10 protein-coding genes are annotated in these 12,635 nt (G+C 40.7%); 6 read left to right on the plus strand and 4 right to left on the minus strand.

The genetic code is table 11. The features are described 5' to 3' along the window. Positions 1-156: 156 nt before the first annotated feature. A complete protein-coding gene (hisIE, locus tag AACU33_RS00780) occupies positions 157-807 on the minus strand; it encodes a bifunctional phosphoribosyl-AMP cyclohydrolase/phosphoribosyl-ATP diphosphatase HisIE (protein WP_096586595.1) in 651 nt (216 codons plus the stop codon). 100 nt (positions 808-907) lie between these two features. Continuing rightward, positions 908-1,096: a ChaB family protein gene (locus AACU33_RS00785; protein WP_096586596.1), complete on the minus strand. Its 189-nt coding sequence runs from the start codon at positions 1,094-1,096 to the stop codon at positions 908-910. 107 nt (positions 1,097-1,203) lie between these two features. Here AACU33_RS00785 and hemL point away from each other — a divergent pair, with 107 nt between their 5' ends. The 3 genes from hemL to AACU33_RS00800 all read left to right on the plus strand — a co-directional run bounded on the left by hemL (position 1,204) and on the right by AACU33_RS00800 (position 5,999). After that, the gene (gene hemL / locus AACU33_RS00790) at positions 1,204-2,502 is read left to right on the plus strand and encodes a glutamate-1-semialdehyde 2,1-aminomutase (RefSeq protein WP_096586597.1); all 1,299 of its coding nucleotides are present in this window, start codon (positions 1,204-1,206) and stop codon (positions 2,500-2,502) included. 613 nt (positions 2,503-3,115) lie between these two features. Further along, on the plus strand, positions 3,116-4,732 hold the full coding sequence (locus AACU33_RS00795) for a serine/threonine-protein kinase (protein ID WP_096586598.1): 1,617 nt from the start codon (positions 3,116-3,118) through the stop codon (positions 4,730-4,732). A gap of 493 nt (positions 4,733-5,225) precedes the next feature. After that, entirely contained in the window at positions 5,226-5,999 is a 774-nt protein-coding gene (locus AACU33_RS00800; RefSeq protein WP_096586599.1) for an FHA domain-containing protein, read from the plus strand. 105 nt (positions 6,000-6,104) lie between these two features. Here the strand turns inward: AACU33_RS00800 and recA are convergent, their stop codons facing one another. Both recA and chlP read right to left on the minus strand, forming a co-directional pair. Then, positions 6,105-7,181: a recombinase RecA gene (gene recA, locus AACU33_RS00805; RefSeq protein ID WP_096586600.1), complete on the minus strand. Its 1,077-nt coding sequence runs from the start codon at positions 7,179-7,181 to the stop codon at positions 6,105-6,107. A gap of 678 nt (positions 7,182-7,859) precedes the next feature. Further along, positions 7,860-9,116: a geranylgeranyl reductase gene (chlP, locus tag AACU33_RS00810; protein WP_096586601.1), complete on the minus strand. Its 1,257-nt coding sequence runs from the start codon at positions 9,114-9,116 to the stop codon at positions 7,860-7,862. 153 nt (positions 9,117-9,269) lie between these two features. Here chlP and yidD point away from each other — a divergent pair, with 153 nt between their 5' ends. From yidD to AACU33_RS00825, 3 genes are all read left to right on the plus strand, one after another. After that, positions 9,270-9,776, plus strand: a complete 507-nt coding sequence (gene yidD, locus AACU33_RS00815) for a membrane protein insertion efficiency factor YidD (RefSeq protein ID WP_096586602.1) — start codon at positions 9,270-9,272, stop codon at positions 9,774-9,776. Positions 9,777-9,879: 103 nt separating this feature from the next. Further along, positions 9,880-10,896, plus strand: coding sequence for a sulfate/molybdate ABC transporter ATP-binding protein (locus AACU33_RS00820; RefSeq protein WP_096586603.1), 1,017 nt, complete (start codon positions 9,880-9,882; stop codon positions 10,894-10,896). A gap of 247 nt (positions 10,897-11,143) precedes the next feature. Beyond that, positions 11,144-12,406, plus strand: a complete 1,263-nt coding sequence (locus AACU33_RS00825; protein WP_096586604.1) for an ATP-binding protein — start codon at positions 11,144-11,146, stop codon at positions 12,404-12,406. Positions 12,407-12,635 lie beyond the last annotated feature (229 nt).

Genomic DNA, 12,635 nt, shown 5'->3' on the forward strand with positions numbered 1-12,635 from the left:
CGGTGAGTCCAGCACTGCGGGAGGGTTTCCCTCCGCAGGTGACTGGCGAACCCGGAGGGAGGTCTCCTCCGTTGTAGCAACTGCCGTCATTGGGCATTGGGTATTCTCTGCATCTTTGCGTCTCTTTGTCCCGCTTGACCCCAAACCTAGTACTTTCTATCGCCGACGTTGTTGTAACTTACGATAAACAGCCTTGAGATCGGTTTGATGATGAGCTAAAGCGACGAGAGTATGATAGAGCAAATCTGCAACTTCCCCAGCAATGGCATCCGCATCATCATCCTTAAACGCCATTACGACCTCAGCAGTCTCTTCACCCAGCTTTTTCAAAATTTTGTTATCGCCGCCTGCAAATAACTGACAAGTATAAGAATTTTCTGTGGGGCGATCGCGGCGATCGCATATTACCTGAAATAATTGTGAAAGTGTATCTCCTGGTGGCGGCACTATTTGTCCATCAACTTGATGAAAGCAACTACGCTCACCAGTGTGACAAGCTATATCTCCTACTTGCTCTATCCCGATCAGGAGCGCATCACTATCACAGTCATAACGAATACTTTGCACTTTCTGAATATGACTAGAAGTTGCTCCTTTATGCCACAATTCCTGACGGGAACGACTCCAAAACCAAGTTTCTCCAGTTTCTAAAGTTTTTTGTAAAGACTCCCGATTCATCCACGCCATCATCAAGACCGTGCCATCAAGATAATCTTGGACGATCGCTGGCACTAGACCTCGTTCATCATAGCGAATTTTATCAATAGGAATGGCGTGGTGGAGTGAATGAGGTTCTGTGGAAGGCATACCAGCTAACTTTTTTAGTGAGAATGATTGCTTGATTCACGATACCATTCTCAATAGGGTATCTGGTATGCTTTTTGCAATTGTGGCTGATTATCTAACTTTAAACAAAAGCATTTTTATCCATAGCAGACTGCATCTTCACAGCACTTAAAGCTACTTGATGAGCCTTTGTTGCTTCACCATACCAATGAACTGCTGAGTTAAAAGCCGCCCGGTAAAGATCTTGGTATGCTTCCGAAAATCGAGTCCGAATCTCTAAAGGCAATTCTTGATTGGACTTATATAACATATTGTTATTTTTATGGTTCAGGTAATTCTATACGATAGAAGTTCTAAGCAGTTTTTAACCCTATCCTGAGATAGACCTTTTTATTGCCACTGATTTAGGAGAGAACCTTGGTAAATACGACGATTAAAACGACAAAATCACAAGAGATCTTCGCTGCTGCCCAAAATCTCATGCCAGGAGGCGTAAGTTCTCCAGTTCGCGCATTCAAATCAGTAGGGGGACAACCAATTGTTTTCGATCGCGTTAAAGGCGCATACATTTGGGATGTCGATGGCAACCAATACATTGACTATGTAGGTACTTGGGGCCCTGCCATTTGCGGTCACGCCCATCCAGAAGTGATTGGGGCTCTCCATGAAGCCTTGGAAAAAGGTACTAGCTTTGGTGCGCCTTCTGTACTAGAAAATGTCTTAGCAGAAATGGTCATTGATGCTGTTCCTAGCATTGAAATGGTCAGATTTGTAAATTCTGGTACAGAAGCTTGTATGGCTGTGTTGCGGCTGATGCGGGCTTTTACAAACAGAGACAAAATCATCAAATTTGAAGGCTGCTACCACGGTCATGCTGATATGTTCTTGGTGAAGGCTGGATCTGGTGTTGCGACCCTCGGCTTACCAGACTCGCCAGGAGTACCAAAATCGGCAACTAGCAATACTCTCACTGCGCCTTTCAATGACTTGGAAGCTGTCAAAGCCTTATTTGAGGAAAACCGCGATGAGATTGCTGGTGTAATTTTAGAGCCTGTTGTAGGCAATGCTGGGTTTATTACTCCCGATGCTGGTTTCCTTGAAGGGTTAAGAGAACTTACTCACGAACATGGAGCGTTATTAGTCTTTGACGAAGTGATGACAGGCTTCCGTATAGCCTATGGTGGCGCTCAAGAGAAATTTGGCGTTACTCCCGATTTGACCACCTTGGGTAAAGTGATTGGTGGCGGTTTACCAGTAGGAGCCTATGGCGGCCGTCGGGATATCATGTCAATGGTGGCACCAGCTGGCCCTGTGTATCAAGCAGGAACTCTTTCGGGTAATCCTTTAGCAATGACGGCGGGAATTAAAACCCTAGAATTGTTGCAAAAACCAGGCACTTACGAGTACTTGGAAAAAATTACTCAAAAGCTAGCGGATGGCTTACTGCAAATTGCTCAAGAAACCGGTCACGCAGCTTGTGGTGGTCATATTAGCGCCATGTTTGGTTTATTTTTTACTGCTGGCCCAGTCCATAACTACGAGGATGCAAAAAACTCCGATACTGCAAAATTCGGACGCTTCCATCGCGGTATGCTAGAGCGCGGTATTTACCTAGCACCTTCTCAGTTTGAAGCTGGATTTACTTCTTGCGCTCACACTGAAGAGGATATCGATCGGACTTTAGCTGTAGCACGGGATGTGCTGTCTAGCTTGTAAGCTACTAATAGTCTTTTTGCTAAAAATTGGCGATCGCTTCTAACAAGAGTTAGTCATTACTCACATTTTCGTGACAGTTCAGGTATCGTGTTGACCGTTATCCTGCCCAGCACCTAAATTCTGAGCTAATAGCACAAGTCTACTCAAGTGGACTGAAACATTAGTTTTGGCATAAATTCTAAGGTGGGACAACAACCAAGCACGAGTTTGAACTAGCTGAGTAATGACAAGCCAATAAGAGGTAGGTTTGTCAATTTTTAGCAGCCATAACTTTTCTTGAGAATCGGGAATAACTATCCAAATAAGCTAAAAAATGTTAAATTAATCAAAATACATAATAATTAACGCTAAACCACCCTGAAATTTTAAGCTATAAAAAGTTGTATAAATACTTGCAAAATATTTAAAGCTATTTCAGTAAATACTTGTAGAAGTTAAGTATAAGTAACGATAGTAGATTTACGAGTGTATCAGATCGGCCATATTGCAACTTTAGGAATTCTTCAAAGGTTTTCCAGCAAAAATTACCTGGCACAAGTTGACTTTAGCTCACCATAATGATGGGAGTAGCGTAAGGCTACCTATCATTATTTATGCAGCGAGTTGACAGTGCATGAGCTATTGCTTAAATCCTACCTGTCCCCATCCAGAAAATTTGGCACATAGCCACCAGTGCCAGTCGTGTGGCTCGCAACTCCTTTTGAGCGATCGCTATCAAGTGGTCAAACCATTAGGTCAAGGTGGCTTTGGTGCAACCTTCTTAGCAAACGATCTAGGTTTACCCGGAGAGCCAAGCTGTGTGATTAAGCAGTTGCGTCCCTCAGTAACTGCACCACACGTTTTACAGATGGCGCGAGAACTATTTGAGCGAGAAGCCAAAACTCTAGGTAAGATTGGCAATCATCCTCAATTGCCAAGACTGCTGGACTACTTTGAAGATCAACAGCAATTTTACTTAGTTCAAGAATATATCAGCGGTGCTACTCTGCAACAAGAAGTTCAACGTAATGGTAACTTTACGGAAGCTGGAGTCAAACAGTTCTTAAGTGAAATCTTGCCATTGCTGCAATATATCCACGAGCAAAAGGTAATTCACCGCGATATCAAACCAGCTAACTTGATTCGCCGCACTCAAGATGCGCGAATGGTGCTGATCGACTTTGGTGCAGTCAAAAACCAAGTCGCCCAGGTAATACCCGGTCAATCTGAGCCAACAGCATTAACTGCATATGCAATTGGGACTCCTGGTTTTGCACCTCCAGAGCAAATGGCAATGCGTCCAGTTTACGCGAGTGATATCTACGCACTAGGAGTTACTTGTATTTATCTGTTGACTGGTAAGACTCCTAAAGATTTAGAATACAATCCCTCAACAGGTGAAATGATTTGGGAACCACTTGTACAAGTGAGCGATCACTTAACGAGCGTGCTGCGGAAAATGTTAGAAGTTTCAGTACGCAACCGTTACAAGTCAGCCCAAGAAGTGCTTCGGGGGCTAGAAATGGAACCTTACCTCGATAGTTTGGCTAAGGGGCTGCTGGTAAAGGGTGATGGGGGGGTTAAAGACCCAACAAACGCGATCGCTAATTCTGCTGTTTTGTCTGATGGTTCGGCTGTTAATTCTACTAATACAGGAGTAGCACAGGTAGCAGCAGCAATTCGAGCTAGGCGAGCTAAGACAACTGAAAGTGTGGGATTGCATCAAGGAGGAATGCGCCCCAAGGTTTTGATGACAAAACCAGCAATTTTGGAGAGCAATAATAGTAATGGCTCACAAAATCAGAATTCTAAAGTTGTACGTAAATTAAATACCCAAGGTTTACTAACTGCTTACCTCAAAGGCAGACGAGATTTTGCCCTATATAATTTGAGTATGTTAAACCTGCAAGGCACAGATTTATCAGGAGCAAATTTCCATTCTGCGCAATTGCAAAAAACTAACTTTCAAGGAGCCGATCTCCACGACAGCGACTTTGGCAGAGCTAGCCTGACTGAAGCTAATCTTAGGGATGCTAACCTGAGTAAGGCTTACTTTAGTAATGCCGATCTAGAAGGAGCAGATCTGAGAGGTGCTGACCTCAGCCATGCTTATCTCAGCAATGCTAATCTTAGAGGAGCTAATCTTTGTGGAGCGATTCTCACTGGTGCCAAAATTACCGAAGAGCAATTGTTACTAGCAAAGACGAATTGGATGACAGTGCGCCCTAATGGTAAAAGAGGCTTGTTGTAATTAATAGTTGAGATTTGGGATCTCTAAATTTTAGGTAGTTGAAAATTTTTAATTCAACATCAAGCATTTTTTCAGAGCGATCGCAGCGCTCTCTAATCTCTTCAAAGATGGGTATGTTGAATATTTACAGCTAAAACCGCTGTGACAAAACTCTAGGGCTGAGGGTGTGGTAGTTATCTTGCTTGAAAGCACAATTGCCCAATATTAAATTTTGCCATCACGATATAGCAAAGCCATACCGTTATTTTGTATATTTTAACAATTTTATAAGAAAATTTTAATATTTCTAAGTTGTTAAAATTTGACAATCATAATTTACAATAAAAAACAAACCGTCACAATAATTTTTTATAAAAACTTTTGATGACATTTATGGTTGCTACCACCTAGAAAACTTAGAGCTAAAAAATCAAAAGTTTCTATGCTCTTAAGCGGTTCTTTGTTTAGGTAGTAGCAGTAAGTAAATTATTTTCATAGCTGAGACGAAATATTAATGAACGAAATCAGCAGATCGCATTTTTTGCCCGTTAAAGGCTCATCTATGATGGTTGAGTTACAAGGAAAAGAATTACAACAAAGATTAAGTTTATTTCAAGTATTTCTCAAGTTATATGAACAACATGGCAGCCTTTTAGATGACATCCTTCAGCTAGAGAATTTAACTCAGACATCATTGGCAACAAAGCAAGGTTACATACAAGGTGTCATAGATGGTTGTAGTGTTTATGTAATTACTAATTTATGCGATAACAAAACCCAAAGTTTACAGCAGCCACAGCAAATATGGACTATAGGTAGAGATGAAAGCAATGGGATCTATATTGCCGATCGCTATCTATCCGATCGCCACGCTGCAATTCAGTATATTGAGCATCAAGGCTTTTATTTGATTGACTTTAAAAGTACAAATGGTTCATTTGTCAATGGCGAACCAGTCTACAAGCCAACAAAACTTAATGATGGCGATCGCATCCGTCTGGGTATGATAACTTTTAATTTTTTTATTAATCATAGCTGCCGCAATTTGCCGAGTGTAGCTGTAGAGTTATTAATGCAGCTTGTGCCTGGTATGGATAACCCAATTAGTATATTTCATTCAACCAACGAGCAACAACGATATCAAACAGATATCATCAAAGACTTAAATATTGTTGATAATTTGGATAATTTGAAATCTCCACATAGCAAATTTAGTGCCGAAGAAAAATCAGAAATTTTAGATCGCTTTTTTAGCAGACACCAGCGGGAAAATTTAGAAATTCCATAAAAAATGAGTTCGTATTTTCAGGCTAAAGTCCTAACTACGAACTCATCATCTAATTATGCATGGGGTATATAGCAAAATCTGCTATATATCCCATTTTTTTTACTTTTATTCCTCTTCTTCTAAATCAGCTTCTTCTTCCTCTTCATCGCTGACTTTCGTTACCGAGTTAGCAGAAACCACAGCTCCTTTATCTAACTTTTCACGTACCAACTGCTTAATTTGGGCGGCAAATTCTGGCTTTTCTTCTAGATATTTGATGGCATTATCTCGACCTTGAGAAATATTATCGCCATTGTAGCTATACCAAGCACCTTTACGGATGAGGATGCCAGTTTCTTCTGCTAAGTCAACAAGACAACCTAAAGTAGAAACTCCTTTACCAAAAATAATGTCAAATTCTGCAACTCTAAAAGGCGGTGCTACTTTATTTTTTGCCACCTTCACCTTAACGCGGTTCCCGAATTCATCTGTACCTTTTTTCAAAGTTTGAATGCGACGAATATCTAAGCGCACCGAAGCGTAGAATTTTAAGGCATTACCACCAGTTGTAGTTTCTGGGCTACCATAGGTGACACCAATTTTTTGCCGCAATTGGTTAATAAAAATTACTGTACAGCCAGATTTACCAATGTTACCAGTAATTTTACGTAAAGCCTGGCTCATTAACCGAGCTTGGAGACCAACGTGAGCATCACCCATATCGCCTTCAATTTCGGCACGGGGAACCAGTGCTGCTACTGAGTCAATAACGACAATATCAACAGCAGCAGAGCGCACCAGCTGATCGACAATTTCTAAAGCAGCTTCTCCTGTATCGGGTTGAGAAACTAGCAGATTTTCAATATCTACACCTAATGCTGCGGCATAGGTGGGGTCAAGGGCATGTTCAGCGTCAACAAAGGCAGCAATACCACCTTCTCGTTGCACTTCCGCGATCGCGTGCAGTGCTACTGTTGTTTTACCGGAACTTTCCGGCCCATAAATCTCAATCACCCGCCCCTTGGGTAAACCTCCACCCAATGCTAAATCCAAGGTGAGCGCCCCAGTGGAAATTGTCTCTACTCGCATCCGAGTAGCATCCCCTAGGCGCATGATTGCTCCCTTACCAAAGCTGCGCTCAATTTGGTTGAGTACAATATTCAGCGCTTTTTGCTTGCCAGAAGTATCGGTATTGATAGCCATTCCTGCCTCTAATATATGGATTTAAGGATTGTTTGGGATTGGAGTCTGAGTAGAACAGATATACTATTTTAACCAGAAAATTCTGGAATAGAACTTTTAAAACAAAGAAGTGTGACAAGATCGTAACTCGATCTCTACCTGATTTGGGTAGCTCGATCTAAGTAAGTTTCAGCGCTTGTATATGTTAATAATAGCACCAGTAAAACTATAACTTAGATAGAGAAAGAGTTGTATGATTATTGGCCACTCAACTTTAGTAGTCTAACTCTTCGTATCAGACTAGCAGAAAAATTACCAAACCCTCCACAGTGCAATCCCACCTTGGTTTCTACACTTTAATTTTGACTTTTATCAAGAAAGTTTGCAGAGCTTATATCTATTCAAATAATTTTTCCGATACATAAATTATTGCTAAAGAATATGTATTTAGCTCGTAGTTGCGCTTTAGCGCTAAAGCGCAACTACAAACGAGTGAATTTTTAATATTAGCTGTTATGAGGTTAGTTAGATTTTTTAAATAATAAAGATATAGGGATCGAATTACTAAGCATAAATTTGAAATATTGCAGAGAAAAGAGGGGTAAATAAATTCAAAATTCCCAGTTACACCTGCAAAACTTGAATTTTCTACTCCCCATCTCCTCTGCTATGACTCAAAGGTGCTATCTTCAACCACTGTTAAGGAGCTAAAGCGTTACCACGAATGAGGCTACCAATGGTCTTGGCAGTAATTTTCAGTTGAGTGATGGGATTGGCGGGGACAACTGTCTTATACAGATAGCTATCAAATGTGAGCTTTTGCACATCCATATCAGCACACATTTCGACGAACGCCTCGCGGGTAGCGTCGGTACGATAAAATACTGTTTGCAGAATGTCCAATACCTTGTAGGTAAGTCCGTATTTTTTATCCCAGCGCTTTAGATAAACTTTGAGGTCATTTTCTGTGGGGATGGATTGGCCGCTGTTGGATAGTTCCACAATTGTTTCGGCACACATCCGCCCAGATTTAGCAGCAAAGTAAATACCTTCACCAGAGGACTTAGTAACATAACCAGCCGCATCTCCTACTAAAGCGACTCTACCGACAACGCGGCGAGGACGGGGATGTTCGGGGATGGGGTGTGCTTCTACTTTGATGATTTGGCCGCCTGCTAACTTCTCAATTGCACGGGCACGAATACCAGCTTGTAACTGTTTAATGCTGGCTTTGTTAACCTGCATTGTGCCAGTACCCACAGCTACGTGGTCATATTTGGGGAATACCCAAGCGTAGAAGTCAGTAGAAACGTCATTACCGACATACATTTCGGCAAGGTCGTTGTAGTATGCCATTTTGTCTTCGGGGAGACGAATTCGCTCTTGGAAAGCGATCGCATAATTATAATCCCCAGCATCAATTTCTTTAGCAATCCGAGAATTAGCCCCATCAGCCCCGATTACTAAATCCACTTTCAAAGTTTTGGCAATACCCTGTGCGCCCCCTTCTGTATGGTCTACATAATGGATGGTGTAGGGGTCGGTATTGTTGGTAGGTATATCAAGTTTATGAACGGTGGCATTAATTAAAGTTGCACCTAGTTTTGCCGCACGATTTCTTAAGAAACCATCCAGCACCTCCCGGCGGCACATTCCTATATATTCTTCTTGATTGATCAGATTGATATCGACCTCACGATTGGAGGGTGATATCATTTTCATCTTTCGCACCCGGCGATCGATAATTTCTGGTGGTAAGTCAAACTCACTCACCATACACAGGGGAATTGCACCCCCGCAGGGCTTGGCATTATCTAGCTTCCGCTCAATTAGGTAGGTCTCAATCCCAGCTTTTGCCAGTGTTTCAGCGGCAGATGAACCAGCTGGGCCCGAACCAACAACAGCAACCCGTAGTGTCAAAGGTTTTCTCCCAATCTTGACATTTACCGAAAGCATCGTACCACGGACGTTTGGCTCATTTCTCGCTCTTGCTGCTGGTTTTGACGGAAATGCAATATTCCTTAATATTTCGACACGAACACCCTAGCAAGCATGAAATGTGGAGTATGACCTAATAAGCTTAAACATTTTATACTTCATGCTTATATCATGGAAATTTCTCTATTTGATTCTCTTACTAGACGAGTTGGTGTTGTTGCGGTTACTGGCTATCAAAAATACATTTCTCCACATAAAGGCTTTGTTTGCGCTCATCGAGTTTTATATGGTGGCGAATCTTGCTCTCAACACATTAAGCGGTTAATTGCGGAAGATGGATTTCAAGGATTACTAGCTACGTCTCGTAAGCGATTTCAAGCTTGTAAGCAAGCCAACCGAATATTAAGGTCGCAATTAGAGAACTCAGAACCGTCTGAGGATGAAGAAGCAAATCTGCATTCACCAAAAAAAGTCTTAAGTGACTCTGCAAAAAAATCTTCTTTGAATACTAGTAATAGTAGTGACTGTGTAGACTGTGCTGATGTCAGTTGTAATTGCGCTGAACTTCTGAATATGACTCCTGATTGTAGCGTCGCCGATTGTAGTACAGTTGATTGTAGTTTTCTAGATTGTAGCGGTGCTGATTGTAGCTTTCTTGACTGTGGTAGCTGTGGGTAATTCAAGCTTTTGAATTTAACTAGTTTGAAAGCAATACACTTATGGTATATATGTATTACGGTAATTCTAGCAATTATTCGTAGATTTTAGGGGAAAAGCAGCAGTGGGCATATTAGTTGAGAATGTATCCAAACAATTTGGTAGTTTTAAAGCTGTCGATCGCGTAAGTTTGGAAATTAAAAGCGGTTCTCTTGTTGCGTTGCTTGGCCCATCAGGATCGGGAAAATCCACGCTGCTGCGCTTAATCTCTGGCTTAGAGTTACCAGATAGTGGCAAAATTTACCTGACTGGGAAAGATGCTACTTATCAAAGCGTACAGGAACGAAATATTGGGTTTGTATTTCAGCACTATGCTCTCTTTAAGCATAGGACTGTGCGCCAGAATATTGCGTTTGGTTTAGAAATTCGCAAAGCCCCAGCCAAGAGAATTCAGGCTAAGGTAGAACAATTATTAGAGTTAGTGCAATTAAGTGGATTAGGCGATCGCTATCCATCACAACTGTCTGGCGGACAAAGACAACGGGTAGCTTTAGCTAGAGCTTTGGCAGTCGAACCCGAAGTATTATTGCTAGATGAACCTTTTGGCGCGCTTGATGCGAAAGTTCGCAAAGATTTACGGGCGTGGTTACGCCGTCTTCACGATGAAGTTCATGTCACGACTGTTTTTGTTACCCACGACCAAGAAGAGGCTATGGAAGTCTCTGATGAAATTGTCGTAATGAATAACGGGCGTGTAGAACAAGTAGGAACACCAGAGCAAATTTACGATCATCCTGCCAGTTCCTTTGTCATGAGTTTTATTGGCCCGGTAAACGTTTTGCCTAGTTCTTCTCGGATTTTCAAAAGCAGTGGGTTTGAGGTTCCACATCCAGAAGTCTTTTTACGCCCCCAAGATGTCATTGTAGAGACATCCGCCAACGGTGCTACTACACCTGCAACAGTTAGCCGAGTTATACATTTGGGTTGGGAAGTTCAAGTAGAATTAAGTTTGGATGAAGGGCAAGTGGTGATGGCGCATTTAACACGCGATCGCTATAAAGAATTGCAATTAGAACCAGAACAACGGGTATATGTGAAACCAAAGGATGCAAAGTCTTTCCCTTTGTCTTATTCTATTTAACTAGTTCGGCAAAATTTCCCGCATTCAGGTGGAGTTAAGGGTGAATAGTTCACAATGTAGCGAATGCGCAAATATCAAGAAATACCCAGATAAATAAAACACTTTGTGGATAAAGCTTGAGAGAATATTTCTGCAAAATCTGTTGAATTTACATGATTTTTTAGCATAGTAAAGCCAATCTAGCCCAATTTTAAGTATGGAATAGCACATAATAAATTCATGAAATCAGAATTTGTGCTGTTTCCTCATGCTAAGTTCTTCAATTGTTCTGTCTTTGATTGTCACCGCGATCGCTCTTGGAGCCTCGATCATGGGACTATCAATTTTCAAGACTCAAACAATTCTCAAATTATTCAAGACAGAATCAGAGCAACTGGGTTGGCGAATCATGTTTTTGCTCATGATTGTTTTTCTAGGCGGTTATTTATTGTGTATCTATTTAACAGTTACGAAGCTGATTCAATGGATACCATTACTTACGGGAATGGTTTTCTTTTTCGGAGCGTTATTCGTATTTTTCAGCGTTACTATCTATTACCAAACACTGCAAAGATTATTGTCAGTACAAGAACAATACCGCACCGCAAAAGAAAAGGCAGAGTCAACTTTATTTAAATTACAAGAAACTCAGCAAGCTCAAATGCAGTTAATTCAACGCGAAACTATGTTAGCGTTGGGAACAATGGTAGCTGGGGTTGCCCACGAAATTAATAATCCAATCAGCTTTATTCATGGTAATTTAGAATTTCTTCATCAGTATATCAATGACTTACTCAGCCTGTTGGCAACTTATGCTGATGTTTATCCCAATCCAGATATTAAAATTGTCAAAGCTATTGCTAACAGCGACCTGAAATTTATCCAGAAAGACTTGCCAAAACTGCTAAACTCGATGACAGTTGGCACAATTCGTATCCAAGAAATTGTTGAATCGCTCTCAAATTTCTCACGGTTGAATGAATCAGACTATAAAAAAGCTGACATCCACGAAGGTATTGATAGTACACTTGTAATTTTGCAACATCGGCTTAATTGTTATACTAGTAATAATAAACCTATTTCAGTAATTAAACAGTACGAGAATATTCCTCATATTTTTTGTAATCCTCGCTTTTTAAATCAAGTATTTCTCAATTTAATTAATAATGCAATTGATGCCTTGCTGAAAAAAGCAGCTAATCTCAGTTCGATTACAGATGAAACACCAACTATTTGGATTCATACATTTCACTCTCAGCATAATGAAATTACTATTTCAATTGCTGATAATGGTTGTGGGATGAGCGAAGAAGTTTGCCAGAATATTTTCCAACCTTTTTTTACAACTAAGCCTGTTGGTCAGGGAACTGGTTTAGGTTTGTCTATTAGTTATCAAATTATCGTTGAGCAACATGGTGGTTCTATCAAATGTACTTCTACTGCCAATCAGGGAACTAAAATCGATATTAAGCTACCAATTAAACAAGCAGAAAAGACTGTTGTTACTCAATCAACGCATGATTACAGCTGAAGCTAATAAAGCTATATAATAATTATTTTTTAGTCAAATTCCAGAAATAGCCTACAAGTATGCAATATCAAATTTTGGCTATATTTGAAGCTGTGTTGCAAAAATGAGAAAAGCTGAGGCCGATATTAGAAAATATATTTTGTTCATAATTTGAGCAATATCGTTGAATTAACTGCAAGTACTCGCTCTAATCAAGAGTGTTTTTTTGGGTATTGTCATTTTTGCTGAT

The organism is Calothrix sp. NIES-2098, assembly GCF_963875125.1.
In the GTDB taxonomy this organism is placed as follows: Bacteria; Cyanobacteriota; Cyanobacteriia; order Cyanobacteriales; family Nostocaceae; genus Aulosira.

Bases quoted from the DNA above. Each gene is read 5' to 3' on its own strand.
- hisIE (WP_096586595.1), bottom strand. From the start codon at position 807: ATGCCTTCCACAGAACCTCATTCACTCCACCACGCCATTCCTATTGAT.
- AACU33_RS00785 (WP_096586596.1), bottom strand. From the start codon at position 1,096: ATGTTATATAAGTCCAATCAAGAATTGCCTTTAGAGATTCGGACTCGA.
- AACU33_RS00795 (WP_096586598.1), top strand. From the start codon at position 3,116: ATGAGCTATTGCTTAAATCCTACCTGTCCCCATCCAGAAAATTTGGCA.
- AACU33_RS00800 (WP_096586599.1), top strand. From the start codon at position 5,226: ATGAACGAAATCAGCAGATCGCATTTTTTGCCCGTTAAAGGCTCATCT.
- recA (WP_096586600.1), bottom strand. From the start codon at position 7,181: ATGGCTATCAATACCGATACTTCTGGCAAGCAAAAAGCGCTGAATATT.
- chlP (WP_096586601.1), bottom strand. From the start codon at position 9,116: ATGCTTTCGGTAAATGTCAAGATTGGGAGAAAACCTTTGACACTACGG.
- yidD (WP_096586602.1), top strand. From the start codon at position 9,270: ATGGAAATTTCTCTATTTGATTCTCTTACTAGACGAGTTGGTGTTGTT.
- AACU33_RS00825 (WP_096586604.1), top strand. From the start codon at position 11,144: ATGCTAAGTTCTTCAATTGTTCTGTCTTTGATTGTCACCGCGATCGCT.